19 protein-coding genes and 5 riboswitches are annotated in these 20,332 nt (G+C 41.8%); of the genes, 5 read left to right on the top strand and 14 right to left on the bottom strand.

Annotated elements, in window-relative coordinates; genetic code table 11:
- Positions 1-3: 3 nt before the first annotated feature.
- The 12 genes from B4F66_RS09795 to galE all read right to left on the bottom strand — a co-directional run bounded on the left by B4F66_RS09795 (position 4) and on the right by galE (position 10,525).
- The gene (locus B4F66_RS09795) at positions 4-1,188 is read right to left on the bottom strand and encodes a porin family protein (RefSeq protein ID WP_292355580.1); all 1,185 of its coding nucleotides are present in this window, start codon (positions 1,186-1,188) and stop codon (positions 4-6) included.
- A gap of 38 nt (positions 1,189-1,226) precedes the next feature.
- Positions 1,227-1,778 carry a polysaccharide biosynthesis/export family protein gene (locus B4F66_RS09790; RefSeq protein WP_292355578.1) on the bottom strand — a complete coding sequence of 184 codons (552 nt, stop codon included), beginning with the start codon at positions 1,776-1,778 and terminating at the stop codon, positions 1,227-1,229.
- Positions 1,779-1,900: 122 nt separating this feature from the next.
- On the bottom strand, positions 1,901-2,404 hold the full coding sequence (locus tag B4F66_RS09785; RefSeq protein WP_292355576.1) for a hypothetical protein: 504 nt from the start codon (positions 2,402-2,404) through the stop codon (positions 1,901-1,903).
- 42 nt (positions 2,405-2,446) lie between these two features.
- Positions 2,447-2,525, bottom strand: a riboswitch (cyclic di-GMP riboswitch).
- Between the two features lie 155 nt (positions 2,526-2,680).
- Positions 2,681-3,199 carry a hypothetical protein gene (locus B4F66_RS09780; RefSeq protein ID WP_292355573.1) on the bottom strand — a complete coding sequence of 173 codons (519 nt, stop codon included), beginning with the start codon at positions 3,197-3,199 and terminating at the stop codon, positions 2,681-2,683.
- A gap of 29 nt (positions 3,200-3,228) precedes the next feature.
- Positions 3,229-3,310, bottom strand: a riboswitch (cyclic di-GMP riboswitch).
- A gap of 210 nt (positions 3,311-3,520) precedes the next feature.
- Positions 3,521-4,045 carry a hypothetical protein gene (locus B4F66_RS09775; protein ID WP_292355571.1) on the bottom strand — a complete coding sequence of 175 codons (525 nt, stop codon included), beginning with the start codon at positions 4,043-4,045 and terminating at the stop codon, positions 3,521-3,523.
- Between the two features lie 28 nt (positions 4,046-4,073).
- A riboswitch (cyclic di-GMP riboswitch) is annotated at positions 4,074-4,159 on the bottom strand.
- 322 nt (positions 4,160-4,481) lie between these two features.
- The gene (locus B4F66_RS09770; protein WP_292355569.1) at positions 4,482-5,006 is read right to left on the bottom strand and encodes a hypothetical protein; all 525 of its coding nucleotides are present in this window, start codon (positions 5,004-5,006) and stop codon (positions 4,482-4,484) included.
- Between the two features lie 28 nt (positions 5,007-5,034).
- Positions 5,035-5,119: riboswitch (cyclic di-GMP riboswitch) on the bottom strand.
- 236 nt (positions 5,120-5,355) lie between these two features.
- Entirely contained in the window at positions 5,356-5,865 is a 510-nt protein-coding gene (locus B4F66_RS09765) for a hypothetical protein (RefSeq protein ID WP_292355567.1), read from the bottom strand.
- 29 nt (positions 5,866-5,894) lie between these two features.
- Positions 5,895-5,973, bottom strand: a riboswitch (cyclic di-GMP riboswitch).
- 192 nt (positions 5,974-6,165) lie between these two features.
- The gene (locus B4F66_RS09760) at positions 6,166-7,569 is read right to left on the bottom strand and encodes an undecaprenyl-phosphate glucose phosphotransferase (RefSeq protein ID WP_292355564.1); all 1,404 of its coding nucleotides are present in this window, start codon (positions 7,567-7,569) and stop codon (positions 6,166-6,168) included.
- A gap of 28 nt (positions 7,570-7,597) precedes the next feature.
- A complete protein-coding gene (locus B4F66_RS09755; RefSeq protein WP_292355562.1) occupies positions 7,598-8,998 on the bottom strand; it encodes a mannose-1-phosphate guanylyltransferase/mannose-6-phosphate isomerase in 1,401 nt (466 codons plus the stop codon).
- A gap of 26 nt (positions 8,999-9,024) precedes the next feature.
- Positions 9,025-9,174, bottom strand: a complete 150-nt coding sequence (locus tag B4F66_RS09750) for a hypothetical protein (protein ID WP_292355561.1) — start codon at positions 9,172-9,174, stop codon at positions 9,025-9,027.
- A 115-nt stretch (positions 9,175-9,289) separates the two neighbouring features.
- Complete coding sequence (locus B4F66_RS09745) at positions 9,290-9,439, bottom strand: hypothetical protein (protein ID WP_292355559.1); 150 nt, start codon at positions 9,437-9,439, stop codon at positions 9,290-9,292.
- A gap of 105 nt (positions 9,440-9,544) precedes the next feature.
- A complete protein-coding gene (gene galE, locus B4F66_RS09740) occupies positions 9,545-10,525 on the bottom strand; it encodes a UDP-glucose 4-epimerase GalE (RefSeq protein ID WP_292355558.1) in 981 nt (326 codons plus the stop codon).
- 246 nt (positions 10,526-10,771) lie between these two features.
- Here galE and galU (B4F66_RS09735) point away from each other — a divergent pair, with 246 nt between their 5' ends.
- Positions 10,772-11,629 carry a UTP--glucose-1-phosphate uridylyltransferase GalU gene (galU, locus tag B4F66_RS09735; RefSeq protein WP_292355556.1) on the top strand — a complete coding sequence of 286 codons (858 nt, stop codon included), beginning with the start codon at positions 10,772-10,774 and terminating at the stop codon, positions 11,627-11,629.
- A gap of 349 nt (positions 11,630-11,978) precedes the next feature.
- Here the strand turns inward: galU (B4F66_RS09735) and B4F66_RS09730 are convergent, their stop codons facing one another.
- Positions 11,979-13,019, bottom strand: coding sequence for a beta-alanine-activating enzyme beta-propeller domain-containing protein (locus tag B4F66_RS09730; protein ID WP_292738294.1), 1,041 nt, complete (start codon positions 13,017-13,019; stop codon positions 11,979-11,981).
- Positions 13,020-13,363: 344 nt separating this feature from the next.
- Positions 13,364-13,729, bottom strand: a complete 366-nt coding sequence (locus B4F66_RS09725; RefSeq protein WP_292355552.1) for a hypothetical protein — start codon at positions 13,727-13,729, stop codon at positions 13,364-13,366.
- A gap of 879 nt (positions 13,730-14,608) precedes the next feature.
- Between B4F66_RS09725 and B4F66_RS09720 the strand changes: the two genes are divergently transcribed.
- From B4F66_RS09720 to galU (B4F66_RS09705), 4 genes are read left to right on the top strand one after another with little or no spacing between them, the layout of a single operon-like run.
- On the top strand, positions 14,609-16,372 hold the full coding sequence (locus B4F66_RS09720) for an HAD-IIB family hydrolase (protein ID WP_292411212.1): 1,764 nt from the start codon (positions 14,609-14,611) through the stop codon (positions 16,370-16,372).
- 17 nt (positions 16,373-16,389) lie between these two features.
- Positions 16,390-17,613 carry a glycosyltransferase family protein gene (locus B4F66_RS09715; protein ID WP_292355549.1) on the top strand — a complete coding sequence of 408 codons (1,224 nt, stop codon included), beginning with the start codon at positions 16,390-16,392 and terminating at the stop codon, positions 17,611-17,613.
- 8 nt (positions 17,614-17,621) lie between these two features.
- Positions 17,622-19,373: a sugar phosphorylase gene (locus tag B4F66_RS09710; RefSeq protein ID WP_292355547.1), complete on the top strand. Its 1,752-nt coding sequence runs from the start codon at positions 17,622-17,624 to the stop codon at positions 19,371-19,373.
- A gap of 36 nt (positions 19,374-19,409) precedes the next feature.
- Positions 19,410-20,258 carry a UTP--glucose-1-phosphate uridylyltransferase GalU gene (gene galU / locus B4F66_RS09705; protein WP_292355545.1) on the top strand — a complete coding sequence of 283 codons (849 nt, stop codon included), beginning with the start codon at positions 19,410-19,412 and terminating at the stop codon, positions 20,256-20,258.
- Positions 20,259-20,332: the final 74 nt, after the last annotated feature.

Here is a 20,332-nt window from a genome sequence, read left to right as displayed (position 1 = left end):
AAGTTATCGCGAAAAACGCAGTCCATCCCAGTTATAGTTTACCGTTAAGAAAAACATATTACTGTCGACTTTGTCATCAATCGTATCGAACCCACCAAAACTGCTGCCTTTTTGCTGGCGATACTGATACCCCATCTTAAGGGCAAGGTTTCTTTCGAGTTGCCAGTTGAGCGCTGGCGAAAGGGTAAAATATTCTCTATCAGTGTTAGATAGGTCATCAGCAGACTGCGTTTCCTGATACGACGTATTGACTGACAACGAAAGGGTTTCTGCAATATCCCTGTTCCAATTAAGGGATACTCGGTCAGTTTCATTGACCACTCCCTCACCCGAAGGATTAAGTGAACGTGATAAGGAAAATGTCAAAGTATTTAATTCACCAATATAATTTGCCGAAAAATCAAATAACGATCCTGAGCTTCTGTCTGTTTGTCTTGGCCCACCAAAAAGTGATTGCGTTTCACTGTCAGATGTTCGATATCCTACTTGTCCTGAAAATGACCAACGTTCACTCATTAGATAAGTACTGGTTACACTTAGGTTATAGCTGTCATATTCTGATTCAATAAATTCTGATTGAGATTCGTATTGTGCATAAGTTAGTGCCAGCCCCCCGGTCAAACGTTCTGACAAATTGCGCCGCCAACCTGTTGTTAAGGACCTCGTCTCATTATCGCTAAAACCGCTTGTATCATAAGTTCGCTCGTTATAATTAAAACTGGTATAAGCAAAGTCACGTTCATTAAATTGATATTGATAGCTTGGTGCCAATGATTTTGATGTTACCGTTGCATTAGACGCAAAATCACCGGTATCTTCATCAGCAATAGAGCGTTGAGCTCTTTCAGCATAACTTGCTGTTAAAGCATAAGCACTGCGTTCTGTATTATAACTACCCGTTAAATTGGCAAAAGGATCCTGGCGATCCAGCTCACTTAAACTAGTATATCTTTCTACCCTGTAACCGGTATTAAGTGCGACTGTTGAGTTTTCGACAGAACGAGAAAGTAATAATGTCGGTGCAAGTTTGGTAACAAAACTGCCCTCTTTATCTTCTTGTAACTGAACATTGTCATCATAACTGAATGTTGGAGAAAAATCGGCACCAATAATGTATTCGGCTGAACTGGCGATATTGGATTGGAACATGCTTGCTACCAAAACCGACATAATAATTTTTATTTTCATGCTGACTCCATTTTGGTGTCGATAATTATTATTCCTCATTAAGGAATAATAATGACATCACCGCTTTCAAGCAGCACGTTAGATTCAAGTGATTTGCCTTGTTTAATATTTGCGTAATAGACCGGAATGATTTGCTGTTTCATTCCATCTCTACGCAAAATGATAATGTCGTTTTCTTTCGCATAAGTCGTAAGTCCACCAGCCAAACTCAAAGCTTGCATTGCATCAAGCGGTTGACTCATTCCAAAGGAGCCGGGAGTCTGGACTTTACCTAGAATATGTACAGTGTTACCTGAAACCCGATTTACGGTAACGTTAACGACTGGATCCGAGATATATTCTGAAAGTTTTTCTTTAAGTTCGGTTTCTACTTCAACTACCGTTTTATCTTTCGCGTTTATTTGGCCAGCTAAGGGAAACGAAATAGTACCATCTGGAAGAATAACGACTTCTTTCTGCAGGGCATCTTCATTCCAAACTGAAATGCTTAACATGTCACCTGCATTAAGTGTATAAGGTTCTGAAGCATGAACAACTGTTCCAATCGAAAGTGCCGCTAATAGCAACACTGCATTTATCAATTTATTCATTATTCTTCTCCATGTTTATAAATTACTTTCGCTTCGGATGATAACACGTTATTTAAGCATAAAAAAAGGGAGCATTTCTGCTCCCTTATTTTAACTGGATATTATTATTGAATTAATCAGTTTTACGCTTTTGATTTAGCACGTAAACGCAGTCCCAATAGGCCGAATAAGGCAGGTGCGAAGAGAAAAAGCGCTGCTGGAATAGGCACAGCCGATACTGAAACATCATATTTCAGCTCATCAGAAGAAGCACTAAAGATATCCAAACCATAGTTTATACCAGTCATAAGCGTGGCGGTAAATGAGTAATCTGAGATGAGATTAAACTGATCGATAACAGCACCACCCATCTCAAATAACGATACGGTAGCTGAACTTAGATTTGCTTCTGGATTAAATGACCATACAATTTTAACGGGTGTATTTTGATCTGTAGATAGATCAAAAAATGATGACCAGTTGGTGTTTGGCTCATCTACCGTTCCGTGGCCTAATACAACATCGTTGTTATTTAAGCTAACTTCTTGCGTAGCACCTGATGATCCGGCGGTGGTCAAATTTAAGGTTGCTGCATTTACACTAATTGAGAAAAATAACGTCATAAAGAAAAGCATCGCTTTTTTCATAAGTCGCTCCTTTAAGGGGTTTGATTTATAGATTAAGTTAAGCAATGCAACCCGGCGATCTTACAAGGTAAGACCCGTGGCTTTCCGCCCCCGCCTCACAACAGGTTTGGCTATTGATAGGAAAGAAGAAATCCTTTCCATTGTGAAAACTTCCCAGCTTTTTAAGGAAGTTAATTTAACCATAACGTTTTTTATTCAGTTTGTACAGAGTCTTTTCTGACAAAAAATATATAAAAAAGGGAGCTTCAAGCTCCCTTTTTATTTCTCCTAACCGTTTCAGCCTGCAGTCATCTTGGCTCTACGACGCAAGCCAATCAATCCTAATAAGGCGGGAGCGAATAAAAATAATGCGGCTGGTACAGGCACTTCTGATAATGAGGTAACTGACACATCATATTTTAATGCATGTGATGTAGCATCTAAAATATCCAAACCGTAAGTTTTACCTGCTGACAATATGGCCGAAAAAGTAAAATCGCCCGTTATATCGTACGTTTCTGTAAAACTACCATCTAATGCAAAAATTGCTACAGTAGCAGAAACCAGATTTCTCACTGGGTTAAATGACCATTCAACATCAACCGCAGTATTTGTATCTGCTGTGACGTTAAACATTGAACTCCAATTTGATCTGGAGCTTTCAACAACACCACCACCTAAAACAACATTGTTCTTATTTAAGGTGACTTGCTGTTGGGATGCCCCATTTGAGCCCTCAGCTGTTAAATTAAGAGTTGCTGAGTTTGCACCAGCAGAGAATAAAAAGGCTATACATAATAGCATCGCTTTTTTCATAGCAATTTCCTTCTAAGTGAAAAAATAAGCAATGCAGCCCGGCCATCTTTAGTCAATTAAAGATCCGTAGCTTTCCGACCCTGCCTCACGACAAGTTTGGCTTTATATTGAAGATAGAAACAGAATTGTTTCTAAAATTGAGACTTTCTTATATTCCTGAAAGTTCAGTTACAGACTAACAGTTTTTGTGGATTTTTCAAATCAGGTAGGTAAATCGCAGATGCAAAATTTTAGAGTCTTTTGATGATATTGAGCCCCACAAAGAAAAGGGAGCCGAAGCCCCCTTTCCTTGAACCAACAATATTGTTAACTCATTTGTTACTATGCAGCAGCTGTTTTCAGTGCTTTACGACGTAAACCGAAAAAGCCCATCAATGCTGGAGCAAATAACCATAATGCAGCTGGTACTGGTACTGCAGAAATTGACAGGTCGTATTTCAGAACATCTGATGTGGCATTAAAAATATCAACACCAAAGAATGATCCCGCTGTCAAAATAGCAGTAAAGATAAAATCACCAGTGATGTTAAAAATAGTTGGCGCACCAACATAACCACCACCAGGGCCAGTCAACAGACCAAAGGCCAATTGAGCATTACTCAAGCTGTTAGTTGGGTTAAATGACCACTCAACTTTCACCGGTGTATCAACATCAGTTTGAACATCAAACAATGATTCCCAAACTCCTGAATTAGCAACAGTACCACCAGCAAGAACTGTACTGTTGTTATTCAGATCAATACTTTGAGTAGCACCTGAAGAACCAACTGTTGATAATGTCAGTGTAGCGGCATTAGCACCAACTGAGAACAATAAAGCTATACAAAATAGCATCGCATTTTTCATAATAATTTCCTTTAATTGAAAAATTAAGCAATGCAACCCGGCCATCTTCATAATCCAGCCAGAAGATCCGTGGCTTTCCGACCTTACCTCACGGTAAGTTTGGCAACAAAAACAGAAACAACATTGTTTCTGAACTTTTTATCTCCAAGAAATATCTCGGTGATGATTAAACACTACTACTTCATTTGCATGATTGAAATTGTACTATGGTACTAGTGACAAATTTATTGCAAAAAAATTATATATTTCAGGCTGATTATAGCTGATTTTCTTTTTCTCACAATATCCATATTTAATGAACTTTATAACAATATTCTATTGGTTGTCCCACTTCATGCTGTGAATAATAGCTAACTGAATCAAGTACATAACTGCAAAAAAAGGGAGCCGAAGCTCCCTTTTCTTAAAACTAACAATATTGTTAACTCATTTGGTGTTATGCAACCACTGTTTTCCGTGCTTGACGGCGTAAACCGAAGAAGCCTAACAGTGCTGGTGCAAACAACCACAATGCAGCTGGTACTGGTACTGCAGAGATTGACAGGTCATATTTCAAAATACCTGAAGTGGCATTAAGAATATCTACTGCAAAATATGAACCTGCAGTCAAAATGGCAGTAAAGATAAAGTCACCAGTGATATTATAAATAGTTGGAAAACCAACATAATTACCACCAGGGCCAGAAATCAGACCAAAAGCCAATTGAGCTGAATCCAAGCTTGTTGAAGGATTAAATGACCACTCAACTCTTACAGGAGTATCAACATCAGTTGTAACATCAAACAATGATTGCCAAGAACCTGAATTAGCAACAGTACCACCAGCAAGCACAGTGCTGTTGTTATTTAAACTGATTTCTTGAGTCGCACCATTTGATCCGACAGTTGATAAACTCAATGTAGCCGCATTAGCACTAACTGAGAACAATAAAGCTATACAAAATAGCATCGCATTTTTCATCGTAATTTCCTTTAATTGAAAAATTAAGCAATGCAACCCAGCCATCTTCAAATAATACCTGAAGACCCGTGGCTTTCCGACCTTGCCTCACGACAAGTTTGGCGATTTAAAATAGGAACCATTTTCGTTCCCAACAAATAAAGCCACTTAGAAACAGCTCTCAAGTGACGGTTGAACAATACTGTTAATTTGTTACAAATAATGAGCCCTGCGACACAAAATTTAGCTGGATTAACTCAAATGTTTAATCAAATGTGAATTGATTCACAGTGTTTACAATGGTTTTGCAAATTAAGGAAAGGAACAAAGCTCCTTTCCTCAAGTAAGCAGGAAATCAATACGTTTAAAATTAAGCTGTAGCAGATTTAAGTGCTCTACGACGTAAGCCGAAAAAACCCATTAATGCTGGAGCCAGTAACCACAATGCAGCTGGAATCGGAACAGCTGATGGTGAAATTGACAGGTCATACTTCAAGATATTTGAGGTTGCGTTCAAAATTGCAACAAGATATGTCGTACCAGCTGTCATGGAAGCATTGAAAATAAAGTCACTACTGATATTAAACATTTGTAATGGGCCACCAACTTCACCAAAAGCAAGTTGGGCGGAACCAAGGCTAGTAGTAGGGTTGAATGACCATTCAATAACTACGGGTGTATCAGCATCTGTAGTTGCGTTAAAAGCTGAACTCCAAAGGCCGCGAGCAGCAACAAAACCACCGGCAAGCACAGTGCTGTTATTGTTTAGATCGACGTTTTGGGTTGCTCCAATAGAACCAGTACCTGTTAACGATAAGGTAGCTGCATTGACGTTAATCGAGAACAACAAGGCTGCAAAAAATAGCATTGATTTTTTCATAATTTTTTCCTTTTGATGAAAAAATGAAACAATGCAACCTGGCGATCTTAACTTTAAAGACCCATGGCTTTCCGACCTCACCTCACGGTAAGTTAGGCTAGATTGTCGGGAACAACATTGAACCCGAAATGATTGACTCCCAGATGTTTCTCTCAGCCGACATTTCTGATATGCGCATTACCTATCGTGTCGATAGATAACTCAGTCAAAGGAATTGCAATTGAGTTTTAATCTTAGGAACGAGTTTAAATTTCTTGTTGGCTAGACAGCGATGTCATACCGAAAATTTAACTCTGGACATTAATATACATCCTTTCCAACAAAACCTCTAGTGATCGTTAATAAAATAATTTTCAGATCAAGAAGCAATGTCCAGGTTTGAATATACTGTAGATCATATTTGATACGCCCTTCCATTTTATCCAGCGTATCCGTCTCTCCACGAAAACCATTTATCTGGGCAAGACCGGTAATACCAGGCTTAACCTTATGCCGAAGCATATACCCTTGGATTTTCGCTCTATATTCTTCATTGTGCGCTACAGCATGTGGCCTTGGGCCAACGATTGACATAGAACCGCCTAACGAATTGAAGAATTGTGGTAATTCATCTAGTGAAGTTCTTCGTAAAATTTTGCCAAAATGCGTGACCCTTTGATCGTTCTTTTGGGCTTGAATGACCTTATCACCATCTTCAGTAACTGTCATGGTACGAAACTTCCAGACTTTTATTTTTTCACCATCCATTCCATAACGTGTCTGTTTAAAAAACACAGGACCTTTGGAAGTCGCTTTAATGCCAATGGCTATCAATAACATCGGAATGGCTATCAGACACAGTATAAAAAAACTCAAGACAATATCTTCAATGCGTTTGATTGCACTATCAATACCGGCAAAGGGTGTCTCATAAATGCTGATTGCCGTTATTCCCTGATAATCCACCCATCTGGAGTTAAGCAGATTAAAAGTAAACAAATCGGGTACCAAATAAACCGAAGCGGTAGTATCGGCAAGCTTTTCAGTAATCAAACGAATACGGGCTTCAGCTGCCAAAGATAATGTAATAAAGACAATGTCGATTTTTCCTGTACGGCAATCTCTTATTAAGTCTTCGATACTGCCAAGGACAGTCGCTGCATTTTCTTCCAAACGACGATTTGGGGCCGGTTTACGATCATCGTAGAAACCACTGAAACGGTAACCTGTCCATTCCATTTCATCAAAGGATTTTTCCAGTCGATAACCAAGCTTCGTCGCTCCTACAATAGCCACGCGTCGGGTATTTAACCCCTTGGATCGCATTATTCCAAGCACCATTCGAACGATGGCATGCCAGGAAATCAACTCGATAGGTGTAGCGATTATCCAGATTAATATGAAAGGTGTTGCATAGGTTTGTTCATTAATGACAATCAGTTCGATTGTCACCAATACCGCGATACTCGTTCCCCAGGAAAATAATACTGCAGTAACCTCATCCCTTAGATACGTCCCGCGCCATGAACGATAGGCATCCTGTGATTCGGCAAAGAAGTGAAAAAGAATAATTGAAAATAATAAAGACCAGACATGCTTTGGTTGCCATTCAATAGCAAACAAATCCATTAAAGCCAGAAAGGTTACTAATATAATGGCACTATCAATTAGCCTTGAAATAGCATTAATTTTTGAGTCGTAATGTCTGATTTTTCCTTGCGCCATAATTGTCCTTAGGCCATCTCTTATTCTGTTATTTACGGTTATAGGTATCTTGAAGCCTGATAATGTCGTCTTCTTCAAGGTAGGCGCCGGATTGTACCTCAATGATTTCCAAAGGGACTCGTCCAGGATTACGTAAACGATGCACACTTCCAAGAGGAATAAATGTTGATTCGTTTTCGCCCAGTAACATGACCTCATCATCCCGTGTGACTTCAGCGGTTCCACTTACCACTACCCAGTGTTCAGCACGATGGTAATGCATTTGCAATGACAAAGATGCGCCCGGGTTCACCAATATGCGCTTCACTTGAAATCGGTCACCCATATCAACAGAGTCGTAATTACCCCATGGGCGATAACATTTACGATGGGTTATAACTTCTTTACGGTTTTGTCGGGTCAGTTCTTCAACGATTGTTTTAACTTTTTGTGCCTGATCTTTATGCGCCACCATGACAGCATCATGTGTTTCAACAACAATCACATCGTCCAGGCCTAACACCGTCACCAGACGATTTTCGCTATGAATATAGGCGTTATGAACATTTTCAACCAGAACATCGCCGATCAACACATTCTGATCAGCATCACGGGTGAAAGCTTCCCATAAAGAAGACCATGAACCGACATCACTCCAGCCCGCATCGAGTGGAACAACCATAGCTTTATCGGTTTTTTCCATGACCGCGTAATCAATTGAGTCACTCGGACTTTGCTCAAAAAGCTCAGGATCAACACGGACAAAATCAAGATCGATAACCGCTTTTTCAAGGGATTGTTTACAGGAAGACAACATCTCAGGCGAAAAGCGTGCGAGCTCTTTGATATATGCGGAGGCTTTAAACAAAAACATCCCACTGTTCCAGAAAAAGTTTCCGGCAGACAGGTAGGACTCTGCTGTAGCCAAATCCGGTTTTTCGATAAAACGTTTTACTGAACTGGGTTTCGACTTTTCTTCTGCTTCAATATAGCCATAGCCGGTGTGAGCAGATTGTGGCTGAATACCAAAAGTAACCAGTTTATCTTGTTCAGCCAATATTTGCGCTTGTTGTATAGCCTTATGAAATACAGCCACATCCGAAATTAGATGATCTGCAGCTAATATTAACAGTAACGGATCTTCACCGTTCTCCATGGCCTTTAATGCTGCCAGAGCAATCGCTGGAGCGGTATTACGGGCACAGGGTTCAAGAATAATGCCATTGGCTTCCAGACCTATTTCCTGAAGCTGTTCAGCTACCATGAAACGATGCTCGTTATTACAGACAATTAATGGAGCTTCGAGAGACTCCAAACCATTTAAACGAGTGAGCGTGCTTTGAAACATCGATGAATCGCCAAACAAGGTTAAAAACTGCTTGGGCTTGTTTTTTCGTGATAATGGCCATAAACGGCTTCCGGAACCACCGGATAAAATTACTGGAATCATTTCAAGTCTTCCTCACAAGGATTTGTTTATCTTTCATAGCCACCGCTGCTGGAGGCTATTTTTTTGTCCAACAAGGCGGAAATGATGCGATGCAGTTGTTCTACATGAGTCATTTCCAACGCAGTGGGACGGAAAAATAGTCCCAGCCCTTTGGGTTGAGGCTGAAAATGCACCACTCTTCGTTGCTCGTCGTTTATTTAGAGTCACTAAACTGCTCTCCTCGCGCCTTGATTGGTACATTTTCAGTCACAACAGAGGTGGCTATGAAAAATAAACAATTCTAGGGTCTTTTTATCTTTCATAGCCACCACTGCTGGAGGCTGTTTTTTTGTCCAACAAGGCGGAAATGATGCGATGTAGTTGTTCTACATAAATCATTTCCAACGCAGTGGGACGGAAAAATAGTCCCAGCCCTTCGGGTTGAGGCTGAAAATACACCACTCTTCGTTGCTCGTCGTTTATTTAGAGTCACTAAACTGCTCTCCTCGCGCCTTGAGTGGTGTATTTTCAGTCACAACAGAGTTGGCTATGAAAGATAAAAAGACCCTAAAATCTTTCATTTTGATGCCAAGCCCATGCTGTTTCGATAATTGATTCAATGTCCGTAAATGCAGGCTGCCATCCCAGAGCTTTTCTTGCCGCTGATGAATCGGCTACCAGCACTGATGGATCGCCAGCTCTTGGGGGTTCAATCGTAAAAGCGATATCGTGTTGAACTACTTGCTTGGCTGCTTCAATTACTTGCAATACGCTAAATCCATTCCCATTACCCAAATTGAAAGCAAAGGCACCGTCATGTTGTTGTAAATATTCTCCTGCCAGAATATGGGCTGAAGCCAAATCGTTTACATGAATATAATCCCGAATGCAGGTGCCGTCAGATGTTGGATAATTATCACCAAACACTTTTAATGTTGATGCTTTGCCGACAATGGCAGATTTAAGAATATTAGGAATTAAATGTGTTTCAGGTTCGTGACGTTCGCCGATTTCACCGTCCGGATCTGCACCACAGGCATTAAAATAGCGTAATGCCACAGACTTTATACCATATGCATGATGATAATCCCCCAACACATCCTCAATCATTTTCTTTGATTGTCCATAAGGATTTATCGGCATACGGGGATGCTGTTCATCTATTAGATCTTGCTCAGGCAGACCAAAAACAGCGGCAGTAGACGAGAAAACAAGTTTATCGTGTCCGGTTGCTACCATTGCATCCAACAGGTTTAAGGTACCAGCAACATTATTTCGGTAATATAACGCCGGATTTTGTACAGATTCACCAACCAGTGACTTGGCACAAAAATGCATTATCAAATCAAATGGTCCTGCATCCTGCAAAATACTGAGCAATGCTTCGGCATCCAGAATATCGGCTTCAATGAATTGACTCCAGCGAACCGCTTCTCGATGACCAGTGCTAAGGTTATCTAATACCATCGTTTGATGATTCATCAAGGCCAATGCCTTGCAAATATGAGATCCAATATAACCTGCACCGCCGAGTACTAAAACTTTCATTTTTATTCCTTGTTGCACCCAAAAACATTGAAATCCACCTAGGCAGAATTCATAGACCTCTTTGCACGAACTTTAAAAGGATTTTTTTGAGCGAAACTAAATAGTAATGTTCAACATTTACAATATATCAGTCCGACTATGACTTATCTAATGTTGTTTAACTATGGAGTTCTTGAACTTCACAGGCAATTACTTTAGCTTAACGTCATCTCTTTTTTCCACAACAGTTTGATAAGGATCTCGTCAATGGCTGTAAAAAGTCTTATAAGAAAATGTTTATTCCCTGCGGCAGGTTATGGCACACGATTTCTTCCTGCAACGAAAGCAATGCCCAAAGAAATGTTACCCATTGTCAGTAAGCCTTTGATTCAATATGGTGTTGAAGAAGCCATGGAGGCAGGCATTTCACAAATTGGTTTTATAACTGGCCGTGGTAAACGAGCCATTGCTGATCATTTCGACACCAGTTTCGAACTGGAACATCAAATTAAAGGCACCTCAAAAGAAAAATTTCTCGATGATATTCGTTATCTGATGGATAACTGTGAATTTGTATTTATGCGCCAACGGGAAATGTTAGGACTGGGTCATGCGATCCTGACCGGCGAACCGATGATTGGCAATGAACCATTTGCAGTCATTCTGGCTGACGATTTATGCGCCAAACCAACGGAAGGTGGTGAACGTGCACTGAGTCAATTGGTTGCGTTATATGAACGTTATCAGTGCAGCATCGTCGCGATTGAGGAAGTCCCTGCTGATGAAACCCATAGCTATGGTGTCATTTCCGGTGATGAAATCGCTCCGGGTATTTATCAAATTAAAGACATGGTTGAAAAACCCAAACCTGAAGAGGCCCCCAGCAATCTGGCGATTATCGGACGCTATATTCTGACGCCGGAGATTTTTGAATATCTGCGTAAAACCAAACCCGGCACCAATGGTGAAGTTCAAATAACGGATGCCTTGCGCTTGCTGGCACAGGACCGTCTAGTATTAGCCGTAAAATTCAAAGGTCAACGTTTTGATTGTGGCAGCGTAGAAGGTTTTGTTGAAGCCACCAATTATTACTACGAACATGAGCATTTGAATAAATCAGCGTAAGGTAGGGTCTGTTTATCTTTCAGAGCCACCACTGCTGGCGGCTATTTTTTTGTTCAACAAGGCGGAAATGATTTGATGTAGTTGTTCTACATAAATCATTTTCAACGAAGTTGGGCGGAAAAATAGCCCCAGCCCTTCGCGTTGGGGCTGAAAATGCATCACTCAGTGTTGCTCGTCGTTTATTTAGAATGACTACAAAAACGCCGGGACAAGCAATGTTCCAGACATTGCTATTGCATACACTCCATCCATGGAGATAAACGTTTTTGAGCGTAAGCCCCAAAGGGGTGAGATACATGGATGTATCTCACAAACTGCTCTCCTCGCGCCTTGATTGGTGCATTTTCAGTCACAACAGAGGCGGAGATGAAGGCTCAATAAGCCCTAATAAATCTCCATCATCACTGCTTATATAAAGTATTCCATTATCTACAAACGGTGATGCAAATATGGCCCATCCTGAATCGAGACGCCATTTTTGCTCACCGTTATTTATATCAAGCGCATAAAGATATCCATCCATTGCACCAATATAGACTTGGTCACCTGCGATAGCTGGCGATGAAAAGACCGTTGCCTGAGCATCAAATTGCCAGAATGGTTCACCACTTTCTTTATTCAAGGCGAACACCCGGCCATCAGTGGCAGCGAAGATGATTTGCTGATCTTTCAAAGCGGCTGAGGCAAATAGTCGTGAACCCGATTCAAAGTTCCATACCGACTGACCTGTTTCAAGATCAACAGCAAACAACACCCCGGCATCGTTGCCAACATAGAGCATGTTGTCATCGCTAGCGATCACTGGAGAAGCATCAATCGGAGCACCGGTATCCAGATTCCATAACATCTCCCCGTCCATGGATACGGCATATAACAGACCATCATCACTACCGAAATAAAGCGTATCGCCATGTCTTGCCGCTGACGAATCAACATGACCGCCGGTTTTAATGCGCCATTTCAATTCGCCACTATGCCTGTCGATGGCATAAAAGAAATGATCCAGGCTGCCAACAAGCACCAGGTCGTTGGTAATTAAAGGAGAAGCAAACACCTTATCCTGTGTTTCAAAAGCCCACAGGAAACTGCCGCTGTATTTATTGAGGGCATAGATATTCTTATCATCACTTCCAAATATGATTTGTTCCTCAGCAACAGCCGGTGTTGAAAAGATCCCCGCCTGAGTGACAAATCGCCATTTTTCTTCGCCCGTCTGATTATTCAACGCCAGCATCAAGCCATCAAAACGTCCGGAAAATATCAGGTTACCGCTACTGACTGGCGAGGATGAGGCACCTACTTCTGCATGATAACGCCAGAGAATTTCGGGTTTTGTCTGTGGTCCTGTCGTTTGGAAATTTCCGCTGCGCTGTATATCAGCTCTGAACATGGCTGAAGATTCGGTTTCCGTTTTTTCCGAACACGCTGACAGGATAAACAATAGGCATAGCCCAATGAAAGGTAATGAAACGTTTGAAAAAAAGGTTCGGCGCATTGTTCAGGTTCTTGAATAAAAAAATATGAGTAACCATACCAACACTTCAACCACTAAATGGCTAGCGTTTTGGATTAATTAAAAGATTATAGCCTATGCTCTTGGGCTTGTTTATCTCTCATATCCACCACTGCTGGTGGCTATTTTTTCGTCCTACAAGGCGGAGATGAAAGATCAACAAGCCCTAGCAGGTTTAACTTGCAATGCCGTTCCTAAGAAACTTAACTGGCTAGCGCTTGTTATTCGGATAAACGGTCTGATCCGATTGGATAACCAATTCGATCCTTCACCTGCAGAATACGTTGCTTCATGTCTTCTTTAGTGGCGGTAAAAACGTATGGTGCCAGTTCTCGAAGACCTCCCTGAATATAGGGAGAAATCTCTTGATTCTCCAGAAAGAGTTCTGTTCGGACTTCACAAATTCGCTTAATTCCGTCACGAAAGCCGGCCACACTGTCAGCGGGTCGACGATCTTCACCTAATGTCCAGCCACGACTTTGCCACTCCTGATAACAATCTTTGATCAGACTTTGAGAGTTTTGCATATCGGCAGCAATGACTGGGGATGAAACCATTAAAAAGAGATAAACACTGATTCGATTCATTCGGACAAACTCGCTTTGTTACTCAAACGTATTAGGGCTTGTTTATCTTTCATATCCACCACTGCTGGCCGAGATGAAAGATAAACAAGCCATAGTATTGACCAACAATGAGTTAGGAAAAATTCCTTTGTTGAGCACTTGGGTCAGTTGATCTTTCAGAGATACTTTTTCTGGAGTTTAATTTTGTACAACGTGGTTAGAAAAGATCTACAGCCCTGGAGATGCGCTGCTGAGGTGCACGACTGCTGTTTTGTGGTGCGAAAAATGGACTTAAATTTTTTGATAAATTCATAAGTTATTGTTTTTATTTTAATTAAAATCTTGGCATCGTTCATGCAATAACACAATTGTAGTTTTCTTCAGTGCATGTTCGTTCTCTCTCGCTGCGTGCTGAGCTTTGGGTAAACCTTCGGGTTTACCCTTTTTTTTTGCCCTTTTGTTATTCTCTAAAGTTTTAATGGTTTTAAAATGTTTCATCACAAAACCAAGTAAATTTTTCCACTCAAAGCTGTCTTTGTGGAAAAACTTCTACTAATTCTTCATAACTATCATCTGATCTAGGAAGTTTACATTTATCTTAGCCTTCGGCTTTAGTTCATCAAGATGGCTTTATCGTTAGGGTTGAGGCTGAAAATGCACCACTCTGCGTTTATTTAGAATGACCATAAAAACGCCGGGAGTGTTTTTGGGCTCAAGCCTCAAAAGGGTGAGAGACATGGATGTATCTCACAAAATGCTCTCCTCGCGACTTGATTGCCACATTTTCAGTCATTCCAGAGGTGGCTATGAAAGAGCAACAGGCCCTAGTATGAATGGAATTTTTCACTATCCCGGTATGAAACTTGCGTCAGGCTGATTTAATATCGATTGGAACAGGCAATGGTGATGGTCAATCCCTCTACAAACATTCAGAATTTCCTGAGCGCGCATCAGCTCTCAGCTAAATATGCTCAACAGATTGATCACTGGTTTTCAGACATTACTGATGATTTTATATTGCACCAAAAAAGAGCAAAGCGCCCTATAATCATCGGCATTCATGGTGCGCAAGGGTCCGGAAAAAGTACCTTAGCCGAATGTCTGGTGCAGTTACTCATCACTAAACACCATCAGACTGCCATTGCCCTCTCTCTCGATGACTTTTATCTCACCCATCAACAACGCATTGATTTAGCGAATTCAGTTCATCCTTTATTAGCGACTCGTGGGGTGCCGGGAACACATGATATTGAACTGGCATTGACGACCCTCGATAAATTGCTCTCGGAGAGAAAAAACATTGCCATTCCGCGGTTTGATAAAGCGCATGATGATCGACTCCCTATTGAGCAATGGCCGGTATTAGAGGTTGCCCCCAAATTTATTATTCTGGAAGGCTGGTGCATGGGGGCCTGTCCTCAAACGGATGAAATGTTAACGCTGCCAGTTAATGCTTTAGAACAGAATGATGATCCAGATGTCTATTGGCGACGTTATGTGAATCAAAAGCTCGAACAGGACTACCCTGCCCTTTTTCAGCGTGTTGATAGCTGGATCATGCTTAAGGCCCCTAATTTTGATTGCGTTTATAACTGGCGACTGGAACAGGAAGAAAAACTGCAACAAACAGCCGCTACAGTAAGCAACAAAATTATGACTGCTGAGGATATTTCGCGTTTTATTCAGTATTACCAACGTATCACTCAACACTGTCTGGAAACTTTGCCGGAGCAAATGGATTATGTTTTTGAACTCAATATGGAAAGAGAAATTGTGGCCTTGAAACGTCCGAAAAAATCGACTCCTTCAGTTACCTGCCCCAAAGCATCCTTACTGGTTTTTACTGATTTGGATGGCAGTCTTCTGGATCATCATAACTACCGGCATGATGAGGCGGATCCCGTGTTACAAAATCTCAAACAGTTACAAATCCCGCTGATTCCGGTCAGTAGCAAAACCCAGTCGGAAATTGAACAGATAAATGCTTCTCTGGATAACCCTCATCCATTTATCTGTGAAAATGGCGCCGCTATTTTTATTCCGGTTGATTATTTTCCAGAGCAACCAGCCGAGACCAAAACAAGTGGTCAATATTGGGTAAAAGAATTTGTTCAGCCCCGCGCGCATTGGCAGGCGATTATCAAATCAGTGAAACCTTTATTTAGTGATGATTTCACTACGTTTGCGCAGGCAGGTATAGATGGAATCATTGCCATGACCGGCCTGGATGTTCATGCAGCTGCGCGTGCTGCCAGAAGACAATATGGCGAAGCGCTGGCCTGGCATGGCAATCCCGGTAAACAAAAACAATTTATTGAAGAAGTCCGTAAACGGGGCGCCCAGGTATTAATCGGTGGCCGCTTTTTACACGTTTCCGGTCAATGTGACAAAGGCCAGGCTATCGAATGGCTTAAACAGGTTTACGAACATTTTTGCCCTGATAAACGCTTTACCAGCCTGGCGATTGGAGACAGTCAAAATGATGTGGCCATGCTGGAAACAGCCGACATGGCCCTATTGATCCCTTCACCGGTAAATTCATTACCCAAATTAACTCGCCATCATGATGTTATGAAGGCAACACATTGCGGTCCACGAGGTTGGGCTGAAGGCGTACAACAAGTCTTGAAGCAGCTCCATATAAGCACAGCAATAGTGCATTAAAATCACAAGAGGCTCACATGGCAGATTTTCATCAGAACGGTATTATCACAACATTACATAATCTTACGCATCGTCATCTGGCTGATTTAGAGCAGGATCTTGTACATTTCAGTCAACAGCGTCCAATGGGATTATTGCTACCCTCATTATTTTCAGAACTGCAGGGAGAGGCGCTTCCAGCAATTGTTCAACAGTTGAAAACAGTGCCATATTTATCTGAAATTGTGATTGGACTGGATAGAGCCAGTGCTGATGAGTATAAACATGCGTTGAGCTTTTTCGCGGACCTCCCACAACATCATCGGATCATGTGGCACGATGGACCACGGTTAAGTGCTATTGATGCAGAGTTACAGGCCCTGAATCTTGCCCCTCATCAGGCCGGTAAGGGGCGTAATGTCTGGTATTGCATGGGTTATATTTTAGCTTCTGGAAAAGCAGAATCAATTGCCCTGCATGATTGCGACATTACCACCTACAGTACCGAACTGTTGGCTCGACTGATTTATCCTGTTGCCAATCCAATGTTTAATTACGAGTTCTGTAAAGGTTATTACGCCCGGGTCGCCGGCGGGAAAATGAATGGCCGGGTGAATCGTCTATTAATTACCCCCCTGTTACGTGCTCTCAAATCGGTCATGGGACCAAGTGATTATCTGGATTACATGGACAGTTTTCGCTATTCATTGGCCGGTGAGTTTTCGTTTCGCCGTGATGTATTAAACGATATTCGTATTCCCAGCGACTGGGGTCTGGAAATTGGCGTGCTATCAGAAATGCACCGTAATTATGCGAACAACCGTCTATGTCAGGTGGATATTGCTGATATTTACGATCACAAACATCAGGATCTCTCATCCGATGATCAACACAGCGGTTTGTCGAAAATGTCGATAGATATTTCCAAGGCATTATTTCGAAAACTCGCGACCAAAGGCACCGTCTTCAGTCCCGAGCATTTCCGCAGTATTAAAGCGACCTATTATCGGATTGCTCTGGATTTCGTGGAAACCTATCGAAATGATGCGGTGATGAACGGTTTGCAATTTGATATTCATCAGGAAGAAGCCTCTGTGGAAATGTTTGCCCGTAACATCATGGATGCTGGTCAGGCTTTTCTGGACAACCCGATGGAGACGCCATTTATTCCTAGCTGGAATCGTGTGCAAAGTGCCTTACCGGATATCTTCGAGCGAATTTATCAAGCCGTTGAAGAAGATTATCAGGAATTTTCTGCATAAGAATGGTTATGACACAGACATCTGAACGCCCGGCAGTTTTCCAAAATGTGCTTTATCACCTGAACAAGGTGTATGGCGATTTTATTGAACCCAAAGTACTAGCCTCTTTAGCCCATGAATTACTGGCTACTATGCGGGTAAATCCAGATGCACCAGCGCCACAACCGCATCAGAATAAATGGCATGCCTCTGATATCACTATGATTACCTATGGTAATAGCATATTGAAGAATGATGAACCGCCCTTGCAGACACTCAAGCGGTTTCTGGATGATTATTTTGCTGGCTACATTAATAGTGTGCATATCCTGCCGTTTTTTCCTTTTTGCAGTGACGATGGTTTTGCAGTGAAGGATTTTTTCCAGGTAAATCCCGAGTTGGGTGACTGGGAAGATATCAAAGCTATCGCCAAAGATTATCGATTGATGGCAGATCTGGTCATTAATCATGGTTCAAGCAGCAGTCAGTGGTTTAAGAACTTTATTGCCGGGCATGGTGAGGGCCATGATTATTTTTATACCTGTGAGTCTGATACCCCTATTTCTTCAGTGGTTCGTCCACGTACCTCGCCGTTGTTGAGAGAGACTGAGACTGCAGACGGGATTAAAAATGTGTGGTGCACTTTCAGTCATGAGCAGGTGGATTTTGATTTTCGTAACACCGAGGTACTCAAAACCTTTGTAAAGATTATTCGGTTTTATCTGGATCAGGGGATCTGTCTGTTTCGTCTGGATGCTGTGGCTTTTTTATGGAAACAGGCTGGGACCAATTGTCTTAATCTGCCTCAGACACATGAATTGGTCAGGCTATTACGTTTACTGATCGAACAGGCGAAAAGTGATGCCGTCATTATCACGGAAACCAATATCCCAAATCGGGAAAACCTCAGTTATTTCGGTAATGCCAATGAAGCACACTGGATTTATAACTTTTCGTTACCACCGCTTTTATTGAATACACTTTTAACCGGAAATTGCAGTTATTTACGCCAATGGTTAATGAGTATGCCGCCGGCTCAAAACGGCACAGCCTATTTTAACTTTATTGCATCACATGATGGCATTGGTTTAAGGCCCGCAGAGGGTTTATTGACCGATAGTGAAATAGCCTCATTGATTTCCACTATGCAGGGGTTCGGGGGGGAAATCTCCTGGCGCGCGGCTGAAAACAATATCAAGAAACCTTATGAAATAAATATTGCGCTATTTGATGCACTACAAGGAACCGTTAAAGGTCCTGATAAATGGCAACAAGAACGGTTTATCTGTGCCCATGCGATTATGCTCGCTCTGGAAGGTATTCCCGGAATCTATATTCATAGCCTGCTAGCCACAGGAAACGACTACAAACGACTTGAACAACATCAACATAACCGCGCCATTAACCGTCATCAATGGGATGATGCGGCCATTCGTGCAGCATTAACGCATACCGCCAATAACCATTATCAGATTTATCATAAAATGACCGAACTGATTAAGCTGCGTATGGAGCAGCCAGCTTTTCATCCCAATGCAACGCAATTTACCTTGCAACTCGGTGATACATTATTTGGCTTCTGGCGACAAAGTATTGATCGTCATCAAAGCATCTTCTGTATATTTAATATCAGTGATCAGCCACAAACATTACGCGTTGCCGATCTCAATCTGGTTGCGACAGATGAATGGCATGATCTCATCAGTGGTCGTGCAACTGACTCCTGGCAAAGTGAAATTCAGCTAACGCCTTATCAGTGCGTATGGTTGAGTAATCGCTGATTTATGCCACCCAATAAAACATAAGGATTATTATTCATGACAGCAAACGTTTCTATCCGTAAATGTCTGTTTCCCGTCGCCGGATATGGGACACGTTTTTTGCCTGCAACCAAGGCAATGCCTAAAGAAATGCTGCCCATTGTTGATAAACCATTAATTCAATATGGTGTTGAAGAAGCGATGGAGGCTGGCCTGCGCAGTATGGGATTTATTACTGGGCGAGGTAAGAGAGCTATTGCAGATCACTTTGATACCAGCTTTGAACTTGAACATCAGATTCAGGGAACCAGTAAAGAATCACATCTGGATGACATTCGTAATGTGATGGATTCCTGTGATTTTATTTTTATGCGTCAACGCGCGATGTTGGGGTTGGGTCATGCCATTTTGACCGGTGAACCAATTATCGGTAATGAAGCTTTCGCAGTCTTGTTGGCAGATGACCTATGTGCAACACCAGAATCAGGTGGCAAACGCGCATTGGGCCAACTGGTTGATCTGTTTCAGAAACACCAGTGTTCCATTGTGGCAATTGAAGAAGTTCCGGCCGAGGCAACAGGTAGCTACGGTGTGATTTCAGGCGATGAAATTGAACCGGATGTATATCGCATTACCGATATGGTAGAAAAACCAAAACCTGAAGATGCTCCCAGTAATCTGGCGATTATCGGCCGTTATGTTCTGACTCCAGATATTTTCGATTATTTACGTAAAACGCCCCCAGGTGCTAACGGTGAAGTGCAAATAACCGATGCTATTCGGGCCATGGCGCAGGATAAACCGGTCCTGGCAGTTAAATTTAAAGGACACCGTTTTGATTGCGGCAGCATCGCCGGTTATGTTGAAGCTACCAATTATTACTTTAATAAGCAGTATGGTTCGTAATTAATTAGTAAACTAGGCCGCTGTTTTTAGCCAGCGGCCCAGGGCTTGTTGATCTTTCATCTCCGCCTCTGTTG

This window comes from Methylophaga sp. UBA3603, assembly GCF_002375335.1.
GTDB lineage: Bacteria > Pseudomonadota > Gammaproteobacteria > Nitrosococcales > Methylophagaceae > Methylophaga.
The sequence above is the reverse complement of the archived record's forward strand: the minus strand, read 5'-3'. Positions and strand labels throughout refer to the sequence as shown.

Excerpts from the sequence above, each read along its gene's own strand:
- B4F66_RS09790 (WP_292355578.1), bottom strand. The coding sequence starts at position 1,778 with ATGAATAAATTGATAAATGCAGTGTTGCTATTAGCGGCACTTTCGATT.
- B4F66_RS09720 (WP_292411212.1), top strand. The coding sequence starts at position 14,609 with ATGGTGATGGTCAATCCCTCTACAAACATTCAGAATTTCCTGAGCGCG.
- B4F66_RS09730 (WP_292738294.1), bottom strand. The coding sequence starts at position 13,019 with ATGTTCAGAGCTGATATACAGCGCAGCGGAAATTTCCAAACGACAGGA.
- B4F66_RS09785 (WP_292355576.1), bottom strand. The coding sequence starts at position 2,404 with ATGAAAAAAGCGATGCTTTTCTTTATGACGTTATTTTTCTCAATTAGT.
- B4F66_RS09765 (WP_292355567.1), bottom strand. The coding sequence starts at position 5,865 with ATGAAAAAATCAATGCTATTTTTTGCAGCCTTGTTGTTCTCGATTAAC.
- B4F66_RS09775 (WP_292355571.1), bottom strand. The coding sequence starts at position 4,045 with ATGAAAAATGCGATGCTATTTTGTATAGCTTTATTGTTCTCAGTTGGT.
- galU (WP_292355556.1), top strand. The coding sequence starts at position 10,772 with ATGGCTGTAAAAAGTCTTATAAGAAAATGTTTATTCCCTGCGGCAGGT.
- galE (WP_292355558.1), bottom strand. The coding sequence starts at position 10,525 with ATGAAAGTTTTAGTACTCGGCGGTGCAGGTTATATTGGATCTCATATT.
- B4F66_RS09755 (WP_292355562.1), bottom strand. The coding sequence starts at position 8,998 with ATGATTCCAGTAATTTTATCCGGTGGTTCCGGAAGCCGTTTATGGCCA.
- galU (WP_292355545.1), top strand. The coding sequence starts at position 19,410 with ATGACAGCAAACGTTTCTATCCGTAAATGTCTGTTTCCCGTCGCCGGA.
- B4F66_RS09710 (WP_292355547.1), top strand. The coding sequence starts at position 17,622 with ATGACACAGACATCTGAACGCCCGGCAGTTTTCCAAAATGTGCTTTAT.
- B4F66_RS09725 (WP_292355552.1), bottom strand. The coding sequence starts at position 13,729 with ATGAATCGAATCAGTGTTTATCTCTTTTTAATGGTTTCATCCCCAGTC.
- B4F66_RS09795 (WP_292355580.1), bottom strand. The coding sequence starts at position 1,188 with ATGAAAATAAAAATTATTATGTCGGTTTTGGTAGCAAGCATGTTCCAA.
- B4F66_RS09715 (WP_292355549.1), top strand. The coding sequence starts at position 16,390 with ATGGCAGATTTTCATCAGAACGGTATTATCACAACATTACATAATCTT.
- B4F66_RS09760 (WP_292355564.1), bottom strand. The coding sequence starts at position 7,569 with ATGGCGCAAGGAAAAATCAGACATTACGACTCAAAAATTAATGCTATT.
- B4F66_RS09780 (WP_292355573.1), bottom strand. The coding sequence starts at position 3,199 with ATGAAAAAAGCGATGCTATTATGTATAGCCTTTTTATTCTCTGCTGGT.
- B4F66_RS09770 (WP_292355569.1), bottom strand. The coding sequence starts at position 5,006 with ATGAAAAATGCGATGCTATTTTGTATAGCTTTATTGTTCTCAGTTAGT.